Source organism: Aminipila sp., from assembly GCF_032051575.1.
Lineage (GTDB): Bacteria > Bacillota > Clostridia > Peptostreptococcales > Anaerovoracaceae > Aminipila.
In genome coordinates this window covers 81904-107496 of the sequence record NZ_DAMBYD010000011.1, presented here as the reverse complement: position 1 = coordinate 107496, position 25593 = coordinate 81904, and the positions used below count along the sequence as shown (strand labels likewise).

18 protein-coding genes, 6 tRNA genes and 1 riboswitch are annotated in these 25593 nt (G+C 34.2%); of the genes, 19 read left to right on the top strand and 5 right to left on the bottom strand.

Features of this window, described 5'->3' with window-relative positions; translation table 11 throughout:
- The first annotated feature begins 6 nt into the window (after positions 1-6).
- The 6 genes from RTW14_RS15200 to RTW14_RS15175 all read left to right on the top strand — a co-directional run bounded on the left by RTW14_RS15200 (position 7) and on the right by RTW14_RS15175 (position 8628).
- Positions 7-1935: a hypothetical protein gene (locus RTW14_RS15200; protein ID WP_312652940.1), complete on the top strand. Its 1929-nt coding sequence runs from the start codon at positions 7-9 to the stop codon at positions 1933-1935.
- A gap of 652 nt (positions 1936-2587) precedes the next feature.
- A complete protein-coding gene (locus tag RTW14_RS15195; protein WP_312652938.1) occupies positions 2588-3148 on the top strand; it encodes a leucine-rich repeat domain-containing protein in 561 nt (186 codons plus the stop codon).
- Between the two features lie 163 nt (positions 3149-3311).
- A riboswitch (cobalamin riboswitch) is annotated at positions 3312-3525 on the top strand.
- Positions 3526-3694: 169 nt separating this feature from the next.
- Positions 3695-4348, top strand: a complete 654-nt coding sequence (locus tag RTW14_RS15190) for a diphthine--ammonia ligase (RefSeq protein ID WP_312652936.1) — start codon at positions 3695-3697, stop codon at positions 4346-4348.
- Positions 4349-4410: 62 nt separating this feature from the next.
- Positions 4411-6690 carry a nitrogenase component 1 gene (locus RTW14_RS15185; protein ID WP_312652934.1) on the top strand — a complete coding sequence of 760 codons (2280 nt, stop codon included), beginning with the start codon at positions 4411-4413 and terminating at the stop codon, positions 6688-6690.
- Positions 6656-7993, top strand: a complete 1338-nt coding sequence (locus RTW14_RS15180) for a nitrogenase component 1 (protein ID WP_312652932.1) — start codon at positions 6656-6658, stop codon at positions 7991-7993. The genes RTW14_RS15185 and RTW14_RS15180 overlap by 35 nt, the downstream gene beginning before the upstream one ends.
- Before the next feature lie 20 nt (positions 7994-8013).
- On the top strand, positions 8014-8628 hold the full coding sequence (locus RTW14_RS15175; protein ID WP_312652930.1) for a peptidase E: 615 nt from the start codon (positions 8014-8016) through the stop codon (positions 8626-8628).
- A 13-nt stretch (positions 8629-8641) separates the two neighbouring features.
- Here the strand turns inward: RTW14_RS15175 and RTW14_RS15170 are convergent, their stop codons facing one another.
- The gene (locus RTW14_RS15170) at positions 8642-8893 is read right to left on the bottom strand and encodes a PF20097 family protein (protein WP_312652928.1); all 252 of its coding nucleotides are present in this window, start codon (positions 8891-8893) and stop codon (positions 8642-8644) included.
- A gap of 334 nt (positions 8894-9227) precedes the next feature.
- Here RTW14_RS15170 and RTW14_RS15165 point away from each other — a divergent pair, with 334 nt between their 5' ends.
- The 3 genes from RTW14_RS15165 (at position 9228) to RTW14_RS15155 (ending at position 13873) form a co-directional block, all read left to right on the top strand.
- Positions 9228-10319 carry a serine hydrolase domain-containing protein gene (locus RTW14_RS15165; RefSeq protein WP_312652926.1) on the top strand — a complete coding sequence of 364 codons (1092 nt, stop codon included), beginning with the start codon at positions 9228-9230 and terminating at the stop codon, positions 10317-10319.
- Positions 10320-10457: 138 nt separating this feature from the next.
- Positions 10458-12863 (top strand): histidine kinase N-terminal 7TM domain-containing protein, encoded by a 2406-nt coding sequence (locus RTW14_RS15160; protein ID WP_331654483.1) that lies wholly within the window; start codon positions 10458-10460, stop codon positions 12861-12863.
- A gap of 50 nt (positions 12864-12913) precedes the next feature.
- Positions 12914-13873: an NAD(P)-dependent oxidoreductase gene (locus RTW14_RS15155; RefSeq protein ID WP_312652924.1), complete on the top strand. Its 960-nt coding sequence runs from the start codon at positions 12914-12916 to the stop codon at positions 13871-13873.
- 95 nt (positions 13874-13968) lie between these two features.
- Here RTW14_RS15155 and RTW14_RS15150 read toward each other — a convergent pair whose 3' ends face one another.
- On the bottom strand, positions 13969-14649 hold the full coding sequence (locus tag RTW14_RS15150) for a TIGR00266 family protein (RefSeq protein WP_312652922.1): 681 nt from the start codon (positions 14647-14649) through the stop codon (positions 13969-13971).
- A gap of 299 nt (positions 14650-14948) precedes the next feature.
- Between RTW14_RS15150 and RTW14_RS15145 the strand changes: the two genes are divergently transcribed.
- The 9 genes from RTW14_RS15145 (at position 14949) to RTW14_RS15105 (ending at position 20726) form a co-directional block, all read left to right on the top strand.
- Positions 14949-15025 (top strand) — tRNA-Met (locus RTW14_RS15145).
- Positions 15026-15035: 10 nt separating this feature from the next.
- Positions 15036-15111, top strand: a tRNA-Val gene (locus tag RTW14_RS15140).
- A gap of 11 nt (positions 15112-15122) precedes the next feature.
- Positions 15123-15199, top strand: a tRNA-Asp gene (locus tag RTW14_RS15135).
- A gap of 41 nt (positions 15200-15240) precedes the next feature.
- Positions 15241-15316 (top strand) — tRNA-His (locus RTW14_RS15130).
- 17 nt (positions 15317-15333) lie between these two features.
- Positions 15334-15408 (top strand) — tRNA-Gln (locus tag RTW14_RS15125).
- 30 nt (positions 15409-15438) lie between these two features.
- Positions 15439-15512, top strand: a tRNA-Cys gene (locus RTW14_RS15120).
- 231 nt (positions 15513-15743) lie between these two features.
- Positions 15744-17480: an ABC-F family ATP-binding cassette domain-containing protein gene (locus RTW14_RS15115; RefSeq protein ID WP_312652919.1), complete on the top strand. Its 1737-nt coding sequence runs from the start codon at positions 15744-15746 to the stop codon at positions 17478-17480.
- Between the two features lie 20 nt (positions 17481-17500).
- Positions 17501-19744: a U32 family peptidase gene (locus RTW14_RS15110; protein ID WP_312652917.1), complete on the top strand. Its 2244-nt coding sequence runs from the start codon at positions 17501-17503 to the stop codon at positions 19742-19744.
- Positions 19745-20000: 256 nt separating this feature from the next.
- Positions 20001-20726: an Ltp family lipoprotein gene (locus RTW14_RS15105; RefSeq protein ID WP_312652915.1), complete on the top strand. Its 726-nt coding sequence runs from the start codon at positions 20001-20003 to the stop codon at positions 20724-20726.
- 110 nt (positions 20727-20836) lie between these two features.
- On the opposite strand, the gene RTW14_RS15100 is transcribed toward RTW14_RS15105, so the two are convergent.
- From RTW14_RS15100 to RTW14_RS15090, 3 genes are read right to left on the bottom strand one after another with little or no spacing between them, the layout of a single operon-like run.
- Complete coding sequence (locus tag RTW14_RS15100) at positions 20837-21331, bottom strand: hypothetical protein (RefSeq protein ID WP_312652912.1); 495 nt, start codon at positions 21329-21331, stop codon at positions 20837-20839.
- Positions 21325-22899, bottom strand: coding sequence for a sodium/proline symporter (locus tag RTW14_RS15095; RefSeq protein ID WP_312652910.1), 1575 nt, complete (start codon positions 22897-22899; stop codon positions 21325-21327). The genes RTW14_RS15100 and RTW14_RS15095 overlap by 7 nt, the downstream gene beginning before the upstream one ends.
- On the bottom strand, positions 22899-23054 hold the full coding sequence (locus RTW14_RS15090) for a hypothetical protein (protein ID WP_312652908.1): 156 nt from the start codon (positions 23052-23054) through the stop codon (positions 22899-22901). Before RTW14_RS15090 ends, RTW14_RS15095 begins: the two co-directional genes overlap by 1 nt.
- A gap of 229 nt (positions 23055-23283) precedes the next feature.
- On the opposite strand from RTW14_RS15090, the gene RTW14_RS15085 reads away from it, so the two are divergent.
- Positions 23284-25449, top strand: a complete 2166-nt coding sequence (locus tag RTW14_RS15085; protein WP_312652906.1) for a sigma-54 interaction domain-containing protein — start codon at positions 23284-23286, stop codon at positions 25447-25449.
- Positions 25450-25593: the final 144 nt, after the last annotated feature.

Here is a 25593-nt window from a genome sequence, read left to right as displayed (position 1 = left end):
AACCTAATGCAAAACTATGATTACTATTTTGGTAGAGTAAATGAGAAACCAAAAACATCAAATTTGAATGGTGTACCAAAAGATATATTATTATGGGGTGGGAAAGAAGTAGGAGTTTCAATAGAGTTACTTGATAAATATATAGTTAATGTCTATTTTAAAAGACAAAAACAATATTGTATGGAGATAGAAGTATTTGATTACATCAACGGCCATAATCTCGATATGCTATTATCTGAAGAAATTGATAGGGAAAAAGCAATGTTTTGTTCGTACCAAGGCATAGTTATTCATTCAGAAGAATTAAGGAACTTACTTATGCAGAATATTTTGCGAGGAACCGCAGTTTGTATTGACTTTTCTTTTGATAACACCTCAGAATATTTGAAAATTAATCGTGATGAGGTTACTGAAAGAGCTAAAAGAGAGTTCCCTGAAATATTAAAAAGAATGATTTCTGCGGCATTTGAAGGATTATACTTGATAATATTAAAATCGATGGAAAAAAATAATAGTGTTGCAAAATATAATGAATTAAGGGAGAAATTAGATCCCGAAATAAAAATAATATGGAGTAAATTTAGTGAGTATTTAAAGGAAGGACTAATTGATGACGAAACCAAAGACCTTTTATATAGAAAATTAAATATTATATTTGAAGAAAAGGATTTTAAAGAACTTGCGTTAGAAATTTTTGTAAAGGCAATTGGATTTCTGATTTTAAAGAAGCAAGAATCATATTTAATGGAAGAGCAGGGAAGCGAAAAAATTCAAAATTTAATTATAGATATTTTTAGTCTTAATCAATCTGATAAAGTTGAAGAGAATAAAGGAAGAGAGTTGCTTAAGGCATTTTCATCATTTGGATATGAGGCAGGAGGAGCAATTTGGGAAAGCCATAAAATTTATTCTGATTTAAAGAATCTAACAATTGGTGCAAATAGATATCATCAAATATTTGCTGACATTCCCGTAGAACAAATCTATCTATACCATCTGTTCTACGGGCATAATGATATTTTAAATGATAAAAAATATAGAACGATTATGTCAGCTATAGGGAATTACTACATTAAATCTACGGACTATAGTTATTCGGATATTGCAAAATTTAATGAAACTTTCGAGTTTGGACATTTATATCATGATGATGAAGTGGAAAATATTATTTATGCTTTTGAGTATTTTGATAATGATAACATTTACCTGAATTTGAATTATATATGGGGGTTGGAGGACCAGCATAAAGTTATATCATTATGTCCCATTACAAATCTGGACATTATTAGATCTACTGAAAGAGAAAATTCGAAACTACTAATTAATATGAAATGTACAAATCAGAAAAACATTACTATACAATGTAAAGATGAATTGATATTTGACTATTTTCTACATGACATAGTCAAATACGAACACGATGGACTGAGTTCAAATAGTATGGATTTCTTTACTATGTACAAGTTTGATTATTTTTGTATGCCTGCAATAAAAGAGTTTGAAGAGCTAAGTGTGCCTATGATTGATATGGGGAATGAGCTATTTTATTCCCAATCCAAATTCAAGTACATAAAGCAAGATTTATATCTACTGCTGCCTATTGATAAAAAAACCATAGATGATTTGACAATATATTTTTCTAATCTTGATCAAGATAATGAAAAAGCAGTTAAAGAGTGCTTGATGAAAAACCAAAATAAGTATATTGAAAAATTATGGAAGGATTGTGAATTTAATATTAATAGAGGAGATGGTAATAAACAATTAATAGATTTTGATGAAGATGTTCAAAAATATTTGGATAAAATAATTAGATTAAAACAAGATAGTGGCAGAGAATTAATAAGTGATGAAATAAAAGTAGAAATGGAGAGGAAAACTAAGATTTTAATATTCAAGATTTTAAAGCAAGTGTACAATATTATCTCATTTTAGAACAGACAATTAGCAATTAAACAATATTTGTAATTATTGCAAAGCATATAAATAAAACGATTAGTAAAATGTTTATGATGGAAATAAATAAACGGGCTTATGAGATTGCAGTGTAAGAAGGAAAGGCGATAAGGGTCCAGCAACATATCGACTATTACATCAATAAACGTGGCTTATTTGGTAGCTTATTTTATGGATTCTATTGACAAATAAGCTACGGTTTTGATAGTATTAAAATGCATCAAAAGGAAACGAAAAGCGGCGGAAACGTTGAAAAGTGAGCAAAAGTGCGCTGGTATGCTATTAAGTGAAAAGTACAAGCAATTGGCTCATAACCCGGAGGCCTCAGGTTCAAGTCCTGACTCCGCAACCATGATAACATCCCTGAATTCTAACGGATTCAGGGTTTTTTAGTTTTTGGAATTGGGAGCTAAAATTTTGGTTTGACAACAAGTGTACAACAACTGGAGCATAATTGATTTTTAATATATATTTTGACTTAATTATAGAAAATTTTTATTAAAGCTGATAAAATTATCTTATTGTACTACGGTTTTATTTATTATTTGTGGCTCTACAGCGGTCTTAGTGGCTTTGTCCCTGACCTTTTGCCTGTGTAGTCCAAATCTTTCACTTTGGGGGAATATATCGCATGATTAAAAGGTCTTTGCTTATAGCAGTCTTAGCAATTTTAGTAATCCTTCTGTTTGCACGGGACGTCCAATCAACTCCCCAAACTTTAAATGCTACAGAACAGTATTATCGCACTTTTGAAGATGAGAATGGTTTCTGTATCAAAGACAGCATTCTCTATGCTTACGTAGGGAATGAAACTGAAATTACGATTCCTGAAGGTGTTACTGAAATATATGAATCTGCGCTATCATGGGATTTTGACCATGGTGTCAATTTAAAAAAAGTGATTGTACCAGGTACTGTTGAGAAAATAGACCAGGGAGCATTTGCTTTTACTGTGGCTGATACCATTATCATAAAAGAAGGGGTGAAGGAAATTGGAGAGTGGGCTTTTGGGGACAGTTATATAGATGAAATTTGGTTTCCGGATTCTTTAGAGCTAATCGGGGAGCAAATTATGGAAACGGAAGAAGGATTATGGGATACAAAGATTCACGTATCCAAAGATTCAAAGATTGCCTTGTATTTTGAAAAGTCTATGCCCTATGGAAGTGCAGAGTTGATTTATAACCAGTAAATAACCAGTTTCTCGTCCAACTGTAAATGGGCAAATTGCGTTTTCGACTACATAGTTTATAGTATATACACTTTTTACCTATAGACAGTTTATATTGACAGTTAATGGGGAAAATGATAGCATAAAGATTACAATTAAATAGTAAATTTATGTTCTGTCCTGGATAAAAGTTGGTTATTTTTATTATATGGCAGACTAAGAGGGAAGCAGGTAAAAGTCCTGCGCGGTCCCCGCCGCTGTATATGAAGAGTTCCATCAGATTGTATTTGTGAGGCTTTAATCCTCATAAATGACAAACCACTGAGCTATTAGCTTGGGAAGGTTGAAGGGAATGATGACCCATGAGCCAGAAGACCTGCATAAATTTCTAAAGTTTTCGACGGGTCATTCAGAAGACTTGAACAGGATGGTGTATCCACAGTGTTCACAAAAATTAATAATTGCAGAAAAACGGCTGTAACAGTAATGTTACAGTTTTTGTGTGTTAACGAGCAGGATTGTTTGGAGCTTTATAACGAAAATTTATCATAATGGAGGCGAGTGGAATTGAAAAAAAATACAAAATTTACGGCGGCATATAGTAGTGGCAAAGACAGCACGTTAGCTATATATAAAGCAATTGACATGGGGTTTGAACCTCAAAGTTTAATTATGACATATAATGAGGACAAGGATAGAACGTGGTTTCATGGCATTGGCCAAAATATGATAGACAGGCTTTCGGATTCATTACAAATTCCCATAAGGTTAATAATAACGTCAGGGAAAGATTATGAAATGAACTTTGAAAGAGTGTTAAAAGAGGAAAGAGCTAAAGGTGCAGAAATCTGTGTATTTGGAGATATAGATATAGAAGATCATCTAGCATGGAACACAGATCGATGTAAAAATGCAGATTTGAAGCCACTGCTTCCTCTTTGGAAGAAATCAAGAGAACAGGTGGTTTATGACTTTATAGACAGTGGATTTATAACGTACATCACCGTTGTAGATACAGAAAAAATGGATGCAAAATACATAGGAAAACAGTTGACTAGAGAACTGGTTTTAAAGCTAAAGTCTGAGGGTGTGGATGCATGCGGTGAGAACGGAGAATACCATACGTTTGTATGTGATGGACCACTTTTTAGGAAACCTGTTGAATTTAATCCAGGTGTTCCGATTTTTGACGGCAGATATGTAAGAATAGATATTTTATAGATTGCTTATAGCAAAACCCAAAACCCAAAACCAATAAGTCTTTAGCAAGTATGGAGGTAACAATGAAAACTGAAATAGCAATTTATGGAAAGGGTGGTATAGGGAAATCTACTCTCAGTGCAAATATATCAGCGGCACTTGCTGACTCAGGCAAGAGAGTATTACAAATTGGGTGTGATCCAAAGCATGATTCAACCAGACTTTTGCTAAATGGGAGAAGGATAACAACCATTTTAGACTATATCAAAATAACAGGAGCGTTAGATTATAAAAGAGAAGACATATTGTTTGAGGGATATGGTTCTATAGGATGCGTGGAAGCAGGAGGACCTGAGCCGGGAGTTGGATGTGCAGGAAGAGGAATTATTACATCATTTGAACTTTTGGAGCAGTTTCAGGTAAAGAAGGACTATGAAATAGTTCTGTACGATGTTTTGGGTGATGTCGTATGCGGGGGGTTTGCTGTCCCCATTAGAAGAGAGTATGCAGACACTATATTTTTAGTGACCTCAGGGGAATATATGGCTATGTATGCAGCCAATAATATCCTAAGGGGCATAAAGAATTATGACAGTGGAAAGCCCAGAGTTGCGGGACTGTTATACAACTCCCGTAATATTGAAGATGAAGACAGAAAAGTTCATGCCTTTGCAGCAGCAGTTGGCCTGCCAATTTGTGCTAAAATTCCAAGAAGCAATGTCTTTGCAGAGGCGGAAAGAGAAAATATTACGGTTGCAGAACTTATTTCTCGTAAAATGGTTGTAAATGAAGGGGCGGATATTAATCATGAAGAAAAGAAGATTGATGAAATCTTTAAGTCTTTAAGCAGAAATATAATAGAGGGTGTTCCAATGTATAAAGCAAACCCGCTTACAGATGATGAACTGGAATCCGTTATTTACCAGACTGTAAAAGGGGACGACAGAAACCAGTTCAGTAAATGTAATTCAGAGGAAATGGAAGAACCCCTAAAACAACAGCGTATAAGAGGGCAAAAAGAAAAACATTCTGCCGTAGATGAGGCTACATCATTAAACCGGTATTTGTCAAAGAATGTTATAAGAAATGAGCCTCTGCATGGCTGTGCATTTAATGGGGCTATGACTATGAGCATCCATATCCAGGACGCCGTAATATTGGCACATGCTCCTAAGAACTGTGCCTATTTGTCCTATCAAAGTATTAGTTCCTCAGGCCGACGTAGACTTTTTGAACGGGGATCATTGATGCCTGTTTCCATATCACCTAATTTTCAATGCACAGAAATGAACGAGACCGATATGATTTTTGGGGGTATGGAAAAACTTATTGAAAAGATCAAAGATATAAAAAAAGAAAAACCTAAGGCTATCATAATTATCAGCTCATGCCCAGCGGGGATTATAGGGGATGACATTGATCAAGTAAAAGATTTAGCAGATAAAGATACGCCAATACTTACGGTAAAATCTGATGGAAATTTGTCAGGAGATTATTTACAAGGCATGCTCTTATGCTATACTGAACTGGCAACTCAGATCATAGATAGAAACATTAAACCGGAGAAAAAAATAGTAAACATTGTATTTGAAAAGGTTGTTGCAAAAAATACAGAAAGTAATTTTCAAGTTATTGAAGAATATTTAAAGCAAATGAATGTAAAAGTAAACTGTAGGTTTCTTTGTAATACAACATTTGACAAACTGAAAAATTTCTGTAGGGCTGAATTGAATCTACTTGCATATAAAGACTATACTGGTATGATTCTGGAAAAATTCTTTAAAGAAACATATGGCTGTAAATTTTTTGACAAGCAATTTCCTGTGGGATTTGCTGAAACTGCAGAGTGGCTTAAAGAAATAAGTACAGTAATGGGAGAATGGGACATAGCGGCGAAAATAGTTGAAGAAAATACAATCGTTTATAAGGAAAGAATGAAAACTATTAAAGATACGTTAAAAGGCAAAAGACTTATGATTATTACATATAATCATAGTCTTGACTGGATACTGACGGCGGCCATTGATGCAGGAATTATAATTGTAAAAGTATGTATACTCAACTTTTCACAGGATGAGGGATTTAGGACTCAATTGAATCCTAGTTTTGTCATAGAAGAAAATTATGACAAGGAAAACCGGGAGAGCGATATAGAAAAATATGAACCGGATATTTTATTGTCTAATTATGAGTCCGGTAAAGCATATAAAAACTGCATAACCGATACCATACCTATGTGCCCGGATGCAGGTTTCTTTTCAGGGTGCAGCATGGTAGAAAGATGGGCATCTTTAATAAAATTAGATTTACAGGGAGAATGGAAAAAAGATGAACGATTATTTAAAAAATATTACACCAGATAGTTTCTCAGGCATTGTTTTTGGACTAGAAGGAATTTCTAAAGCTATCGTTTTAATCAATGGACCGACAGGGTGCAAGTTCTATCATTCTGCAACTTCAGATAATCAAAATACAAAGCAGTTAGAACTAGATCCCTTAAACTATCCTGAAAAGTGGTATTTCGGGCAACTCAGAGTCCCGTGTACCTATCTGGATAAAAGAGATTACGTGTATGGAAGCAAAGATAAAATTGTAGAAGCCTTAACTTTTTTTAAGAACAATATGGAGTTTGATATAATCTGCATAGTTAATTCACCGGGAGCATCTTTAATTGGTGATGATCTGAAGGGAATAGCAGAAGAACTGTGTGAAAATATTCCCTGCGTATTTATCCAGACACCTGGCTATTCAAAGACAGTATGTGAGGGGTTTGAATATTCATTAATACAATTGTTCACCCAGCTCTTGGAAAGAGGGTGGATAAAGCAAGAAACAGGCAAAGAAAAGCCGGGTAAGAGCCATAAAAAAATTGTGAATCTTATTGGAATCTCCATCATACATAAACACTTTGAGGGAGACATACAAGAATTGAAACGTCTATTAAATATGTGCGGTATTCAAGTAAATGCAGTTTTATCCTGTGACTTAACCATGGAAAGTATAAAGAAAGTAGGAAGTGCAGATTTAAATATTGTTATAAATGCAGAGTACGGACTAAATATAGCAGAGTATCTAAAGCAGGAATTTGGAACACCTTGTTACCTGTGCCAGGGGATGCCCGTGGGATTTAAAGCGGTTGAGAGTTTCATGAAAGATATTTGCAGATTTTTAGAAACGGATTATAAGGGTATGGAAAAGTTTTTGGAGGAAAGTGAAAAAGCAAGAGCCCGGGCATATATATATTTATCCAGATTAAATTCATTAACCGGTCTTCCAAAAGGTGTGCCCTTTGCAGTGGAAGGAAATTGGTCGGAGTGTTATAGCTATGTAACTTTCCTTGTAGAGTATTTTGGCATGGTGGCAGAAAGCATATCTATATTAAATGCTCAGTGTGATTCCGGAAATATGGAGATAAAGTTGAGAGAATTTCTAAAGATTCACAGTATGGAGGAATCACTTCAAAACAACATTTTAGAGACCAATAGTGAACTGGTATTTGCTAATGCTAATACCATAGCAAAGTTAAAACTTAGAGAACTGAGTTTTAGCGGCATAGAAATCTCTTTACCAACCATGGGTTATATAGATGTAATCCCTAAAACACATATAGGAATAAAAGGGGCACTGCTTTTAATAGAGCAGGTTATAAACGGCATGATGTTTTAATAAAGAAAGGGACAGAATTCATGAAAAAGCTATTTTTAGTATCATCTTTTAAGGATGTAGCCGACATATTTGTAAATTTTCACAAGGACTTGAGCGGCAAAACAGTAACCTTTATACCTACCGCAAGCATAGTAGAAAAATTTGCATTCAATGTGACCACAGGTAAAAAAGCACTTGAAAAAATGGGTTTAATTGTTGATGAACTGGAAATATCAACGGCTACAACTGCTGAAATAATTTCCAAAATCAAAAATAATGATTTCATCTATGTGACAGGAGGAAACACCTTTTTTTTGCTGCAGGAATTGAAAAGAACTGGCACAGATAAAGTGATTATTGATGAAGTTAATTCCGGAAAACTTTATATAGGAGAATCTGCCGGAGCTGTGATTACATCATCGAATATTGAATACATAAAAGGAATGGATAGCATAAAAAAAGCACCGAGTTTAGAAAACTTTGACGCTTTAGGTTTGGTAGAGTTTTATACTGTACCACATTTCACCAATCTACTATTTAAGAAAAGGACGCAAAAAATAATGGATACCTATTCTTCCACATTGAACTTATCTCCCATTAGCAATAACGATGCAATATTAGTTAGTGGCAACGAGGTAAAAAAAGAAAGCAACTGAATAATTCGCAACACTATTTATGAATAGCAAATATACCTACAACCTTATTACAGGTTTCACAGAAATACGCATCATTAAATTTTTCGTCACCTAATAAGCTCATATCCGCAGCATCTATGTTTTTTCCATTACCTCTGTCCCAGGCTTTTAGCCCTTTTTTATCAAACTCATTTTGCGGATACCATGTAAATTCCCCGCACATTTGTTTTCCACTAAGGATTATTCCACCTTTAGACATTTCTTTTCCACAAATCGGACAAATCATATTTTACCTCACAATTTATTTTTAGTATCACTTTGCTTTAGATTTTTTATAATTAAGTTTAGCATAAGGTATAATAGGCAAAATTTCAAGATAATCGGGACAATAATTGGAAAAAATCGATTAAGATGCGATTTTAAATGTTTAAAACAAGTAATAAAAAATGATGTATAATGTCAGCCAATGTCGAAAAAGAGAAGAGGACAATAACCCCTAAAGGTTATAAATTAAAGTATAATTATAGTATTAAATAAAGTTTAATGTAATACTGGTAACATTGTATTTACTCGTAAATGAAAATACTTTTTAATAATAGGTGTTTTTAAAGGGGGACATTATGCAGAAATTCATGAAAATATTGCTAATACTTACTTGCGTGGGTATTAGTGCAGCTTTGGTCTATGGAGGAGCATCTAATCAAAAGAGCCCAGAAGAAATTGCAGATGAGTTGTATAGTTCATGCAATAATCCAGGAAATCCTTCAATCAGTGTATTGGTAGCAAAAGATGGTGAAATAATTGTTGAAAAATCATATGGTTTAAGAAATGTTGAGACTGAAGAAAAAGCTACACCAGCAACTAACTACCGACTGGGCTGTATAACTAAACCATTTACAAGTATGGGGATACTAATACTAAAAGAAAGAGGTCTTATTGAATTAGACTGGCCCGTCAATAAAGTACTCACTGATTTCCCAGAATATGCGAAAAATGTCACGATACGAAATTTACTTCAAAATTCTTCAGGGCTGCCTAAATATGAAAGCTTATGGTCTAAAAATGGAGCAACTTTTTATGATAAAGATGTATATGAATTAATAAAAAAGAATGATAAACTTTTGTTTCATCCAGGTTATAGAGTTGAAATAGATAATGATACTAATTTTGCAATACTTGCATTGGTTATTGAAAAAATATCGGGAATGAAATATCAGGATTTTATGTCTGAGAATATATTTAAGCCGCTTGGAATGAACAATACAGTAGCCCTTGTGGAGGGGTACAACACTGTTCCTGAAAGGGCTTATGGTTCAGTCCGAAAGGAACAAGGCTTTGTTGTTGAAGACCAGTCTGCGTACAGCGCTGTACTGGGAGATGGGGGGATATATTCAAATGTTCATGATTTATATCTTTGGGACCAAGCGTTAGAAGGAAATAAAATAGTAAGTGCTGAAACTACAGAAGAAGCAATGAAAACTGACAAAGGTATCAGTGAACCGTATTTTTATGGGTCATACTATAGTTGCGGTTGGCATTTGGAAACAATGTGGGGACATCCAATAATTCAAATAGGGGGTGAAACTATTGGATTTACTGGGCACTATATCCGTGTTCCGGAAAAAAAGGTGTGTGTAATCATTCTTACAAATTATGATCAACATTGGGGTGTCGTAGAAGATGCGGAGAAGCTAGCTAAATCAGTATTATAATATAACTATGTATGTTTAAAGAAAATGGCAACTCACACGAGTTGTCATTTTTCTCTTTTTGAGGAAAATAGTCTTTGGATAAAGAATGCTATGAATTCATATAAATATAGGTTAAAATTAAAGTATGAGGTGATACGTTTGAATATAAATTACTATTTTAGTTTTGTACTTTTTATATCAACATTCGGGTTGGGTTTTATTGGATATTTTGCATGGAAAAGAGAAAAATCATATATTTCTGTATGTTTGCTGACAGTAGCTATTTATCAATTTGGATATGCATTTGAATTATTGTATGCAAATATTGGATGGATCAAATTTTGGATAAAAGTAGAATATTTAGGCATTGTATTTCTGCCGCTGGCATGGTTTATATTTGCACTGAATTTTACTGGATATAGAGATAAAATAAAAACATATAACATAAAATTATTATTCATCATGCCTGTTATTATACTTATTATGAATTATACAAATGATTTTCATCACTTGTTTTATATTAATTTATCTATAAATTATGATGGAATTTTTCCAATTGCAGAAATTGTGAAGGGACCTTGGTATTGGATAAATATTACTTACACCTATACTTTAATGTTTATTGGTCTGGCTGTCTTTATATCTGCTTATTTTAAATCTATACCAATTGTAAGGAAACAAATCATATTGTTGATTATTGCCTGGGTAATTCCATGGATTTCAGATATGATATATATGTTTAAATTACTGCCTTTTGAACTTGATTTATGTCCCCTTGCGTTCACGATTGCCGGGATTATTTCCAGCTTTGCCATATTGAATGTCAAACTTATAAAACTTACCCCAATTGCTATAGAAAAAGTTTTTTCAAATATGTTAGATGGTGTTATTATACTTGATAATCAAAATAATGTAGTTAATTTTAACGATTCTGCACAGAAAATCATTTCTCAGTTAGAGCACATAGATACCAGAGATAAAGACATTGAAAAATCATTGATAGAATATAAAGAAATTCTAAAAGCTTTAAACAATGCGGGGGAAGAAAGCTTACTATTTATAAAAAACGACGAAAAGTTGAAATATTATAAAATGGATGTTAACAATATATATGACAATCTAGCTAAAACAATCGGGAAAATATTGACATTCAATGATGTTACAGAAATAGAACTAAACAGAAAGAAGCTGGCTGATAATTTTAATTTTCTTCAAACCCTTACGGATGCCATACCTAATCCAATTTATTCTAAGGACGAGCATGGGATATATAACCATTGCAATATTGCATTCACAGATTTTCTAGGTTTAAAAATGGAAGACGTGATAGGTAGTACGGCGAACCAGATATTTGAAAAAGATCTGGCAGAAATTTATGTGGGATTGGACAAGCAGATAATGGACAAAAAACAAACACAGGCTTATGAATCAAAATTGCTGCATAAAGATGGCAGTTACCACGACGTGATTTTCAATAAGTCAGTGATTATAGATGAACAAGGTATTAGTAAAGGTTTAGTAGGCGTTATCTTAGATATTACAGAACAGAAAAAGAATGAAGAAAAAATAAATAAGTTATTAAAATTGAAAGAGGCAATGATAAAAATTGGTTACTCAATTAATGAAATAACTAATATTAATGACTTACTCCAGTTAATATTGAATGAAGTAATAACCTGCATAGATCATAGAAGCAGTGGATCAGTACTGATTTTAGATGAAGATAAAAATCTAAATATTGCCGTAGCCAAAGGATATTCTTCAGACGATATGGTGAGCTTTTCCATTGCCCTAGAAGATCATTTTTTATGGTTCAATAAGGGAGAAAAAATTGATAAAACAGTTATTTTAAATGGTATCGACAAATTAGGCGGTGTCCACATGCTGGATACAGTGGAAGGAATATGTATTAAATCTTCAATATGTGCACCTATTATTATAGAGGGTGATTTGTACGGGTTTTTAAATATTGATAGTGAATATGATGATATCTTCAATGAACTAGAAGTTGAACTGATGGAATATATGAGAAATCAAGCGGCTAATGCCATTATAAAGCATAGAATGTATGAGAAAATTCTATATCTATCTAGATACGATAAATTAACCAATATATACAATAGAAGCTACTTTGAACAAATGTTTTATATGGATATCTATAATAATGAAGATAGAAATAAATTTCTTCTAGTTATATTTGACCTGAATGGATTAAAGTCCACTAATGATAATTATGGTCATTTAATTGGAGACGAATTGATTAAAAGCTTTGCAACAGGTTTAACTCATTTGTCAGGAGAGAATATTATAGCAAGATTTGGCGGAGATGAATTTGTGCTTATTTCCTTTGGCGTGGATTATGAAAATTTAATTAACAGATTGGAATCATTAAAAGGTTATTTTAATGATAATCCAATTATTGTAGAGCATAAGCATATTGTTTGCAGTTTTAGTTATGGCATCGTTGATTATCCGGCAGAAGCTAAGAACTTTAATGAGCTGATAAGAATTGCAGATGAACGGATGTACGAAAATAAACGCAGGACAAAAGCGCAAAATATCTGACATAGTTCATGTAACATATAAGATTAATTTATTAAAAAGGAGAAGATGAAATGAAAATTGTTTTATTAGAGACTTTACAAATTGGTTCTGATATTAATTACGATTGCCTAAACGGCTTTGGTGAGGTAATTGCGTATGAGCAAACCAATACTTACGAGGAGATGCGTGAACGTATCGCAGATGCAGATATCATTATCGTCGATCAATTTCCTATAAATGAACAAAGTATTGGAAAGGCAAACAAACTAAAGCTTGTTACCATGACCTCTACTGGAACAAATTTTGTTGATTTTGATTACACAAATAAGGCAGGAATAGCGGTTGCAAACATAAGAGGTTATTCAACCAACTCTGTTGCGCAGCATACCTTTGCACTTTTACTGTATCTATATGAAAAAATTGCATACTTTGATTATTATGTAAAAAAAGAGGAATATGTAAATGATACATTTAATTCTTCGTTTTCTGTGAAGTTCCATGAGTTGTGCGGTAAAACATGGGGTATTGTAGGAATGGGCCAAATCGGTGTACAGGTTGCAAAAATTGCGTCTGCATTTGGTTGTAAAGTAATTTATAATTCTCCATCTGGGAACCCGCACAATACCGATTATCCTCATGTTCAGTTTGAGGAATTGCTGTCTGAAAGTGACATTATATCAGTTCATACTCCTCTTACTGAAAAAACTGCAGAGATTTTTGGCTATGAAGAATATAAAAAAATGAAACGTTCAGCTTATTTCATTAATGTTGCAAGAGGAGGTGTTATTAGCGAGAAAGGATTAGCAAAGGCATTAGAAGAAAATCTGATTGCTGGAGCTGGATTGGATGTATTAACTGCTGAGCCAATGTCCCCTGAATGTGCTTTGCGGCCTTTTAAGGATAGTTCTAAGCTTGTTATTACACCACATATGGCGTGGGCTTCCGTAGAATCCCGCACACGTGCTATGGAAGAAGTTTATTTAAATATAAGATCATATTTAAATGGTGAAAAACGTAATCTTTGTAGATGAATCACTTATGTCAGGATCGGAAAAGCTAAAAAGTACTTTCTAAGATTTCTAGAAAGTACTTTTGTGTTTGTGTGTTATATTTCTTGTTTTTTATTTTACCTGTTTGATGGGAAGTATGGGCGAAGAGAATCTGCAACGGAGTTGATTGGCAGGGTTTGAAGAATGATTCTCCCTGGCCCCCTTACAACAGTATTAAAAATTCCTTCACCCCCGAATAACATATTTTTCACGCCAGGTACTGTTACAATATCTAAAGAGCATGTATCGCTCATTGCGGCTAGATAACCTGTATCTATTATCATAGATTCACCAGGGCCAAGATTGTATTCAACAGTATGTCCATCTATTTCAATAAAAGCCTTTCCTCTCCCAGAAATCTTTTGCATAATAAATCCTTCACCCCCGAAGAAGCCGGCTCCCACTTTCTTTTGAAAGAAAACAGATAAATCTACAGTTGATTCAGCAGCTAGAAAACCTGATTTTTGTACAATAATAGAATTTTCTGGTGTAATATCGAATTCCATTATAGATCCGGGAAAGCTGGGAGCAAATGCAATCAATCCCTTTCCTCCTTGTGCAGTGTAACGGTTTTGGAAAAGTGCTTCACCAGCAAACATTCGGCCTAAAGCACGGCCTACACCGCCGTTACTTGTAGTTTCCATTTTCATATTAGGAGACATCCAGCTCATGGAGCCTCTTTCGGTAATCATACATTCTCCTGCACTTAAGGTACAAATAAGGACAGAAAGTGGAGCACCTTCAATTTTGTATTCCATAATAACCTCCATTTTTATTCATTTTTAATTTGTTTTATGATATAATGTCTATAGCAATCATATAAGGATAAATTTGGTAAGTCAAGTCTAGAAAAAATAGATAGACAAAAAATACGATAATGTTTTTTTATCAAATTTTACTAAGCATGATGAAACCAGCCTTATAACATGTTGAAAAATACGTATTCTACAAGATATGAAAAAATAATAATAATATGTAAAAAAATGTGTTGACATTATGAACTACAGATGGTAATATATTAAATGTTGACGGCGCAAAACGTTGGAAACACAAACGTGGCGGTGTAGCTTAGTTGGCTAGAGCGTCCGGTTCATACCCGGAAGGTCGGTGGTTCGAATCCACTCGCCGCTACCATTAAAAAAATGGGCGTTTAGCTCAGCTGGGAGAGCACCTGCCTTACAAGCAGGGGGTCATAGGTTCGAGCCCTATAACGCCCACCAAATTACAATATGGCCTGGTAGTTCAGTTGGTTAGAATGCCAGCCTGTCACGCTGGAGGTCGTCGGTTCGAGCCCGATCCAGGTCGCCATTTTTATTAAAAATTCATATTAATAAAAAGTAACATGTATGGTGGGTATCGTCAAGTGGTTAAGACACAGGGTTGTGGCTCCTGTATACGTGGGTTCGACTCCCACTATCCACCCCATTATAACTTTTATTTGTTGGGGTATCGCCAAGCGGTAAGGCAATGGATTCTGATTCCATCATGCGCAGGTTCAAATCCTGCTACCCTAGCCAATTAAACGGCTAGTCGTAAGGCTGGCTTATGGCGGCATAGCCAAGTGGTAAGGCAGAGGTCTGCAAAACCTTTATCCCCAGTTCAAATCTGGGTGCCGCCTCCATGAGAATAACTCTAAACTCGTTGAAATTGATGGGTTTAGAGTTTTTTGTTTGTCTTGATTTATGTATGCAGCTGTATGCACTATCCTAAAACAGATGTCATTGTTTTGGTAACTTTGCTTGTGTTGTACAGTGTGAATTGTTATAATTCTACTGTGATAAATGCAGGGAAGCGTTGATTAATTCCGTGCGCATTCCTTAGACAAAATTTTTTAGAAAAGAGGATAACAAAAATGATTCAAGTAGAAAAACTTTCCTATGGTTTTCCTGCAAAAGATTTATATAAAGAGGTTTCGTTTACATTGAGAATGGGGCAGCATTGCGCTTTTATTGGAAGCAATGGTGCTGGAAAATCGACTCTTGTTGATATGATTATTCATCCGGATAAGTATTTGTACGATGGAAAGATAATCAAAGATGAAAGCTGTCGTATTGGTTATGCCAGCCAGTTTGCTGTGAGAGATAAAGAGCAGGAATGCACTGTTTTTAAATATCTAAGTGAGAGATTCGTGGAAAATCAGCAAGCGACAGTTGCAGTGTGTGAAGAAATGGCAGTGGCTGAGGATGCATCACCGTTATTCCAGAAATATCAGGATCTTTTAGATGCCTTTGAAGCCATGGACGGAGATAATTATGCAAACAAAATCCGTAAACAGTTATATGTAGCCGGTATGCGTGAATTAGAAGAAACAAAGTTATCACAACTTAGTGGTGGGGAGTATAAATTACTTCAGATTATGAGAGAAATATTATTATCTCCCAATCTTCTTGTGTTGGACGAACCGGATGTATTTCTTGATTTTGGCAACTTAAATAGACTTTGTCAGTTGATTAATGGTTATAATGGCACCTTATTAGTTATTACACATAACAGATATTTATTGAATCACTGTTTTAACAAGATTTTACATTTAGAGAACGGTGATATTCAGGAATATGATGGTAATTATACAGAATATCGTTGTTCCCAGCTAAAGGAAAAATTAAAACTTAAACTGCAGAGTACTTCCGAACAGGAAGAAATTGAGCGTACTGAGAAAATGGTTGATATTTTGCGCACAAGAGCTACGATACTTGTCAATCCTGTTATTGGAAGTGCTGTAAATGCAAAGCAAACGCAACTTGACCGTTTACGTGCAAGAGAAATTAAGGCACCTTTTATTGAACTTCGTGAGCCAAAGATTGAACTTCCGGCAATAGAAGTTGAAACAGAGCATACTGTTTTAAGCATTACAGATTATAATATTTCATTTGATGAAAGTTTACTTAAAAATATCAATTTTGAATTGCTAGCTGGCGAAAAAGTAGCTATCGTTGGTGCAAATGGTACAGGAAAAACTACTTTAATGCGCGATATCTTAAAGAATAACCATCCTTCCATCCATATCGATGAGAATACAAGCTATGCGTGCTTATCTCAGCTTTTGGGCGAGAATATGGATGAAACAAAAACGGTATACGAGGTTATGGAAAACTTAGGCTTTGAGACAAGGGAAAGTATCCGTGAGTATCTTGGAAAATATTGTTTGGAAGGTGATACCTTAAAGCAGAAGGTGGGTCAGTTATCCGGTGGAGAAAAGAATTTGCTCCAAATTGCGATGATTGCAAATACAAATGCAGAACTTCTTATTCTTGATGAACCGACTAGCCATTTGGATCTTTACGCACAAATGGCTCTGGAAAAAGCTATTTCCGAATATAAAGGGGCTGTACTCATGGTAAGCCACGATTTCTATCTTGTAACAAATTGTGCAGATTACGTTTTACTTATAGAAGACAATACGATTAGACGTATGCGTACACGCTCTTTCCGTAAAATGGTATATAATAAATATTTCGATCAGAAGTATTTAGAAATAGACAAGAAAAAACAAGAATTAGAAGCCAATATCACATTAGCCTTTAAAAAGAATGAGCTGATAACTGTAGAAAAATTTTGCAGCCAGTTAGAAGCACTTAGCGCAGAATAGTGAGTAGTATGGAGGAAAAAATGACTGAATTATTAGCCCCAGCAGGAAATATGGAAGCTTTAAAAGCTGCAATTTCTAATGGTTGTGATGCAATATACTTAGGAATGCAAAAATTTGGTGCACGTGCATACTCATCAAATTTTGATTTAGAATTGTTAAAAGAGGCTGTTACGTATGCGCACCTTAGGAATGTTAAAATCTATGTAACAATGAATACCATCGTTTTCCAAAACGAAGTTGAAGAGATGAAAGCGCAGATGCACGAATTAAATGAAATCGGTATTGATGGAATTATCGTTCAGGACTTGGCTGCTTTCGATTACATGGTTAAAAACTTTCTTGATATGGAAGCACATTGTTCAACTCAAATGGGAATAGACGATTTAGACGGAACTTTATTATTTAAAGAACTTGGTGCTAAAAGAGTTGTTTTGGCCCGTGAGGCCCCGATTGAAAAAGTAAAAGAGATAAAGAGAATCGCCAAAATACCTTTAGAGATTTTTGTTCATGGTGCTTTATGTGTTTCTTATTCTGGAAACTGTCTTATGTCTGGATTAATCGGCTATCGAAGCGGAAATCGCGGAAGATGTGTTGGATCATGTCGTAAGGAGTATGAGCTAATTGATACGGCAACAGATACCTCTTTAGGGAAAAACTATATTCTGTCTACTAAGGACTTAAACACGATCAACTATATCGATGATTTAAAAGAAATTGATTCTTTAAAAATAGAAGGCAGAATGAAAGAGCCTGCATATGTTGCGAATGTTGTATCAAAATATCGCAAGGCCTTAGATCATAAATTAAACGAAGAAGATAAAGAGAATCTGAACAAAACATTCAATAGAACCTTTACGAAAGGATATTTGTTTCACGAAGATCAGAAAGATATTACAAACATTTTAAGACCGAATAACTTTGGTTATGAAATTGGTAGAATTAGCAAGTTTGTTAAAGACATGGTTGAAATAACACTTACACGACCTTTAAATCAAAACGATATCATCAGAATAAGTCATAACAATGAAGATGTTAATTTAACTGTTGTAAAATTGTACGATAAAGATGGCAATTTTATCAACAAAGCAGAAGATGTCTGCTATATCAAAATCAAAGAAAAGTTGGCTAAGGGTGATTTAGTATATATAACGAAGGATTATTCCTATTACAAAGAGTTGGAATCATCACTGGAAAAAGAATTTAGGCGCTTTAACCTAGATATTAAAGTGTATGCATATCCAGATTCAAAGCTTATCATAAATGGGTCGGGCTTAGGCTTTAATTATTTATATGAAAGCGAGGAAATACTAGGGGTCGCAATTAATAATCCAACAACAAAAGAACAGGTAATAAAGCAATTTTCGAGATTAAATGATACGATATTCGAACTGAATCATATAGATTTTGAGGAATGTAATTCATTTATTCCGGCTAAACTGTTAAATGCGGCAAGAAGAGAACTTGTACAGGGCTTATATGACTTAAAGCTTAACAGTCAAAAGAAAAGAACCAAGGCTTTGAAAGCAAAAGAAAAAATAAGCTTTGCTCTTGAAAAACCATACCTTACGGCTTCTGTAACGACTAAGGAACAGTATGATGCTTGCGTGAGCTGTGGAATTCAGGAAATCTATTTTGAAAACATTGTTAGAAGAAACCAGAACGATTATAAGGAAAAGGAAGGAATGCTACTGATTGGAGGGTATGGCGGAATATATCACTACAGAAAAACGAATCCTTTTGTTACGGACTATTCTCTAAATGTTGTTAATTCTGCTAGCTGCTATGAATTATATACATTAGGTGCGAAACGAGTAACTTTATCGTATGAATTGAATAAGAGCCAAATTGAAGATTTAATGAATGCCTATTATGAAGAAAATGATGGCTATCCTGCGCTAGAAATGATTGTATATGGTAAGGCTCCTTTGATGTTTACAAAATATTGTCCGTTGAAAAAAATGGATCAATGTGGTGTTTGTAGAACAAAGAGCTATGAGTTAAAAGATGAGTACGGGACGTTCCCTATCATTTGTCATGATGATTGTACAACGACTATCCTAAATGGAAAGACCCTTAATCTGTTAGATGAGATGCCTTGCATAAAAGGAATCGAGGCATTCAGATTAAACTTTACGGTTGAATCAAAAGAGCAGGTTGAGAGAACCATTCAGAAGGCCTTAAGCAAATTAAATGGTGGAGTGGGTAATGCGGCCTTTAATCAGGAAACAGACACAAGAGGACATTTTAATAAAGAGATTTTGTAGGGAAATCCCAGTTTAAATCTGGGCGTTGCCTCTAAACGTTGAAGTTTCAATATTCTAAGGGTGTTGAGACTTCTTTTTTTGTTTTTACCCTTGAAGGAAAAAGGTCTGTAAGAAAGGATGATAATATAACACATTCTCGAATAGGGTCGTTTTTGTCGAAATAACTCAAGTCAATGAATTTGAAATTATTGGTAATTAGGCGTATTATATAAAATAAAGGATAATATGAAACTATTGACTTTAACAGGAGGTTTGTATGAATGATAAAATGATGAAATGTAAAGCTTGTGGAGCTGACATTGCAAGAAATGTAAAAAGCTGTCCCCAATGTGGTGCAAAAAACAATAAACCAATAATAAAGCGTTGGTGGTTTTGGGTAATTATAGTAGTCGTTGCTTTAGGTATCATAGGTTTGGGTAGCAATAATACTTCGTCCAATACTGATCCTTCGGCTTCGCAGACTGCATCAGAAAACGAAAGCAATGCTGCATCAAAAGAGTCAGCATCTTCAACTGAAGATAAGGTACCAGCAGAGTACAAATCTGCACTCAAAAAGGCAGATTCTTACGCAAACAGCATGAACATGTCTAAAGCAGGTGTATATGACCAATTGATTTCTGAGTATGGTGAACAATTCTCAAATGAAGCTGCACAGTATGCTATTGACAATGTAGAAGCTGACTGGAAAGCCTGTGCTCTTGCTAAAGCTGAGTCTTATTCGGATACTATGAATATGTCCAAAGCAGGTGTATATGACCAATTGATTTCTAAAAACGGCGAACAGTTCACAGAAGAAGAAGCGCAATATGCTATTGATAATGTTGAGGCTGATTGGAAAGCTAATGCTGTTGCCAAAGCTAAGTCATACCAAGAATCAATGTCTATGTCTCCTTCAAGTATTCATGACCAGTTAGTATCCGCTAATGGCGAAAAATTTACCGCCGAAGAAGCTGACTACGCTATACAACATTTAAATGATTGAATATATTTAGAGAAATACTAAATGGCTATAAATTTATAATATACATATAAAATAAACCTCCTAGATTAAAGTATATATAACATTAATCAGGAGGTTTTTTGTAGAAAAAATTAATTATAATTTAGAATTGAAAAATTACCATCTATTGAATCTACTAAAATAAAATAGTCTATATTGTCTACATCTTTACATTGCGTTAAGTAAAATAATTTATGAAAATTCTCAGTATTTATGATTAAAATATTGGGAGTATGCAGTAGTTTCATTTTACCCAAATACACTTTCATGACGTAATCATGTCCGATGTTCTCCATATCATATTCTGATACCTGAGGGGCTATGGCAATCGTATGATCAATTTCTCTTTCTACAAATTTAGGTTTGCCTTGACCAATTGCAGGTTTCCCATAAACAGAATCAATGTTACACATAATTTGTTTATCAAATTTGCCCATGATACCATTGAATTTTATGGAGTAAATTTGTTTTGTATAGGGATAATATACCTCATCAATTTTTACAATATTAATAGCGCCATCTTTCTCTTCTAACATCCTAACTACTTGGTCAGATGTATAAGTTTCTTCGATTGTTTTGATTAACATGATAAATAAAAACCTCTAGATTTCAAATATTCTTGATTTAACATGTGGTTTGAAACTGCTTTACTTTCTGTAACTAAACTTTTGCAATTAGCACTTTCAAGTTTTGGTGAAATTTTAGCATTTTTACCCGATGCTTTTTCTAATAATTCTTTTATTTCAGGCGTGGTTTTTTGACCAAACTGACTACCTACAATCATTGCAAGAATTGAAATGATTGTGCCTGCAAAGAATGCCGAATCTCCCATTCCCATAGCGGTCATAACAAAATTGGTTCCACCACCGCAGACCATTGATGCGCATGCTCCTGTTGCATTTGCTTTTTTCCACCATATCGCACAAAAATAGGATGGCATAAATGCACAGGCCATGACACCAAAGGCAAAAATTACAAGTTTAAATACGCCTGGGGGCTGGATTACGGCAATTGTAATACCTACTATACCAACTGCAAAAATCATAAGTCTTGACATAATTACAACTTGTTTATCGGTTGCGTTAGGTTTTAACCATCTTTTATAAAGATCGATTGATAGAACTGTTCCGGTTAATAGTAATAATGCTGCAACGGTACTCATAATAGCAGACATAATAGCAGTTAAGACTACGGCAGCAATTACCCCAGGAAACATCATAAAGGCCAACTCTGGTATAACCATTTCAGGATCAAGAATGTTTGGAAGCAAGATAATTCCACAAATACCTAAAATATAAGGTGAGAATATAAATAATTGATTCCAAATGGTAGCATAAATTAAGGTTGTCTTGGCAGCTTTTGGGCTTTCCATGGCCATGTGCTTCACCAGAACATGTGGCAGTCCAACATAACCTATTAAGTAAATTAAAATAGCACTTGCTATGACTCCCCAAGCACCATGATATTGCAAATCTTTACCCCATACACTCAAATAGGTAGGATCAATCGCTGCAAGCTTAAGATTGAGTGCAGTAAGACCACCGATTTTCTTGATAGAAAGCACCAAGACTCCAATAACAGCTGTTACCATAATTATTCCTTGTATAACATCTGTCCAAGCAACTGCAAAGTATCCACCCACAAAAGTATAAAATAAGATAACTCCTACACCAATAATTAAGGAAGGAGCAAAAGGAAAATCAAAGAGTAATGCAATCGTTTTGCCAGCTGCTAAAAATTGAGCAAGAATATACCCACTTAAACCAAATATACAAATGATAGCTGCAATTGTTTTTACAAATTTAGAATTATTATAACGTTTTTCTAAATATTCGATTGGGGAAATACAATCAAGAAGCTGAGAAAGTCTTCTCATTCTTTTACCCATTACTGCAATATTTACAATACCTCCACCGGCATCACCAACTGCATAAAATAATGCAAACCAACCTATTGCATAAGCTAGAGATGGCCCCCCCATAAACATATAGCCACTCATCGCGGTTGTCTGGAGTGTCAAAGCTGTAACAAAAGGACCCATAGATCTTCCACCAAGCAAATAGTCTTCAGATTTTTTAGCTTTCTTTTGCCAGTAAAGTCCCATTCCTATCATTGCTATAAAATAAAATGCTAATACAATAATTTCTACCCTCATTAAGTCTGCCTGCCTCCCCTCTCGAATTCGCTATCATCCGTGATAGCATCTTGTTTTGCCATAAAAATATAAATTATGATAGCTATGGTCATAAAAATTACTGGCCAGCTTAAAAATGCAAAGAATGATATGATTGGCATTCCAAATAAAGTCATGATGACCCCTCCCTTTTAAATAGATAAATACTCTTATTACCATCATACGATAAAATTATTTAGAATATTCTGTATACATCACCTTATATAATCCCCAAAAGGCAACTTTAGCGCTTTGAAGGTGAGAACTTATATGTTAATATATGAACAACAGTTTATGGAGAACATTAATCAACGGATTAAAAATATAGAGTGAAGAAATATCCATATTGAGGGGAAAGGTAAAGTTATGAAGAAGGTTGCTGTTGTTGCCACGGAAAAAGACTATGGCATTTTTTTGAGAAATAACATAGAAAAATATTTAGGAAAATATGCAAAATTTAAAGAATATTCCATGAGGGAAATGCAACGGATAAATGCATTACAGGAAGATATTGTTCTGATTTCAGGGTTTAATATTTTTCAAAGTGTTAAACCTAAGTTAAAAAGCAGTTCAAAGCTAATTGTACTTTCTGTAACCCTAAATAAACCCCTGACAGAGAAACTAAAAGACGTAAAAACAGGTAGTCGTGCGCTTTTGGTAAATTTTGATATTCGGTCATGTATAAATACCATTACTAATTTACATGCTGCGGGGTTTGAGAATATAGAATTTATTCCATATTACCCTGGAGTAGAATATGACAAGAGTATAAAACTTGCAATTACTCCCAACGAAGCACATCTGGTTCCGGAAGAAATAGAAGCAATACTTGATATAGGTGAGGGAATTGTAGATATAAATTGTATCTTTGATATTGCGGAAGCTCTTGGAGTTACCAATTTATTCACATCAAATGAAATGATGAAGGCTAAGGAAAATTACTACTTTACTAATTCTAATATGGAAAGGTTGTTGGGAGAAAACGAAAATCTGTCTGGAGGAATTGAGACCCTTATTAAACTTATGAAACAAGGTATCATTATTACAGATGTGGCAGGAAAAATACTTCAGGCTAATAAAAAGTCAGAAGTTATTCTGCGTGGCAGAACGGATATGCTGATTGGTTTTAACATCGGAGAGATTTTACCTGAATTAAATGGAAATGATAGTAGTTCATATAGGAAGAATATTCTATCAGCCAGTAAGTCCTTTGAAAAATTAATTGAAATTGGAGGGCGTAATCTGATGGTGTCTTCTGTTGCAATTACTGTAGAAAACGAAGTTAATGGTAGTGTTATAACACTTGATGATTTTGAAGAGGTTGAAAACAAGCAGCATGGCATAAGATCTAAGCTTGCCGGAACCAATAATGAGGCAAAGTATACGTTTGATGATATTAAGGGAAAGAGTAAAGAAATAAAGGATACTATAGCTATTGCAAGGAGAATGTCAAAAACAGATTTTTCTGTTTTGATAACTGGAGAAAGCGGAACTGGAAAAGAAGTATTTGCCCAAAGCATTCATAATGAATCCAAACGTAAGAATTATAATTTTGTAGCTATAAATTGTGCAGCAATACCGGAAAATCTTTTGGAAAGTGAAATGTTTGGTTACGAAGAAGGGTCTTTTACGGGAGCAAAAAAAGGTGGCAAAATAGGATATTTTGAGCTAGCCCATAAGGGTACCATTTTTTTAGATGAAATTGGAGAAATGCCCTTATCATTACAGGCGAAACTTCTTCGAGTTATTGAAGAAAAGAAAGTGGTTAGTGTGGGAGCTCATAGGGGCATAGATGTAGATGTTAGAATTATAGCAGCAACGAATAAAAATTTATTTCAAATGGTGGAAAAAGGAAAATTCAGAGAGGATTTATTTTATAGAATAAATGTATTGCCGCTACAATTGCCTAGTTTGAGAGAGAGAACAGCTGATATTCAGATATTGTTGGAATATTTTATGGATAAAAACGCGGAGAGTTTTGTTATTTCTGATGAGGTTAAAAATATTCTTTCGGTCTATCCGTGGAGAGGAAATGTTAGAGAACTTAGAAATCTGGTTGAGTATATGACAAGTCTGGATAAAAGTGAGATTGGACAAGAGGATTTATCTCCTATTCAAAAGTACTGGATTCAGAATGACATGTCAAATGGAAATGAAGAACGTTGTTATTGGAAAGTAACAAACAATCCAGAAAGAAGCTATATAAAATCAGTTGACTTTTCATCGATTGAAGCCAAGTTTATTCTATCTGAAGGGAAGAAAATAAAAATATACAGATTTATATTGGAAAAACTCTCAAATGCATTTTATGAGAAAAAGAGACTAGGCAGGAGTTCTTTAGAACGGCTGGCAAGTGAAAACAACTTGTGTTACACGGAGGCGGAACTAAGAACATGCTTGAAGAGGCTAGACGATTTTGGATTTATCAGAGTTGGAAGAGGACGAACGGGTAGTGTAATTACAGAGGATGGGTTAAAATTTTTTGAAAAAATACGAAATCAAGAAACTTTTACGATTGTAACAAATGGGTGAATAGGGTGAATAAAAACCTATTCACCCATTTAATTTTTGTATTTTTCATAAAAAGCATCGTAAATAAAGAAAAATCGCCTGTTTTTGTTGGCACGGTTTTTGCTATATATAAGTACATAAAAGCGTTACAAGAATTGTATAAAA

Excerpts from the sequence above, each read along its gene's own strand:
- RTW14_RS15200 (WP_312652940.1), top strand. The coding sequence starts at position 7 with ATGCAAAACTATGATTACTATTTTGGTAGAGTAAATGAGAAACCAAAA.
- RTW14_RS15195 (WP_312652938.1), top strand. The coding sequence starts at position 2,588 with ATGATTAAAAGGTCTTTGCTTATAGCAGTCTTAGCAATTTTAGTAATC.
- RTW14_RS15185 (WP_312652934.1), top strand. The coding sequence starts at position 4,411 with ATGAAAACTGAAATAGCAATTTATGGAAAGGGTGGTATAGGGAAATCT.
- RTW14_RS15180 (WP_312652932.1), top strand. The coding sequence starts at position 6,656 with ATGAACGATTATTTAAAAAATATTACACCAGATAGTTTCTCAGGCATT.
- RTW14_RS15175 (WP_312652930.1), top strand. The coding sequence starts at position 8,014 with ATGAAAAAGCTATTTTTAGTATCATCTTTTAAGGATGTAGCCGACATA.
- RTW14_RS15170 (WP_312652928.1), bottom strand. The coding sequence starts at position 8,893 with ATGATTTGTCCGATTTGTGGAAAAGAAATGTCTAAAGGTGGAATAATC.
- RTW14_RS15165 (WP_312652926.1), top strand. The coding sequence starts at position 9,228 with ATGCAGAAATTCATGAAAATATTGCTAATACTTACTTGCGTGGGTATT.
- RTW14_RS15155 (WP_312652924.1), top strand. The coding sequence starts at position 12,914 with ATGAAAATTGTTTTATTAGAGACTTTACAAATTGGTTCTGATATTAAT.
- RTW14_RS15150 (WP_312652922.1), bottom strand. The coding sequence starts at position 14,649 with ATGGAATACAAAATTGAAGGTGCTCCACTTTCTGTCCTTATTTGTACC.
- RTW14_RS15115 (WP_312652919.1), top strand. The coding sequence starts at position 15,744 with ATGATTCAAGTAGAAAAACTTTCCTATGGTTTTCCTGCAAAAGATTTA.
- RTW14_RS15110 (WP_312652917.1), top strand. The coding sequence starts at position 17,501 with ATGACTGAATTATTAGCCCCAGCAGGAAATATGGAAGCTTTAAAAGCT.
- RTW14_RS15105 (WP_312652915.1), top strand. The coding sequence starts at position 20,001 with ATGAATGATAAAATGATGAAATGTAAAGCTTGTGGAGCTGACATTGCA.
- RTW14_RS15100 (WP_312652912.1), bottom strand. The coding sequence starts at position 21,331 with ATGTTAATCAAAACAATCGAAGAAACTTATACATCTGACCAAGTAGTT.
- RTW14_RS15095 (WP_312652910.1), bottom strand. The coding sequence starts at position 22,899 with ATGAGGGTAGAAATTATTGTATTAGCATTTTATTTTATAGCAATGATA.
- RTW14_RS15090 (WP_312652908.1), bottom strand. The coding sequence starts at position 23,054 with ATGACTTTATTTGGAATGCCAATCATATCATTCTTTGCATTTTTAAGC.
- RTW14_RS15085 (WP_312652906.1), top strand. The coding sequence starts at position 23,284 with ATGAAGAAGGTTGCTGTTGTTGCCACGGAAAAAGACTATGGCATTTTT.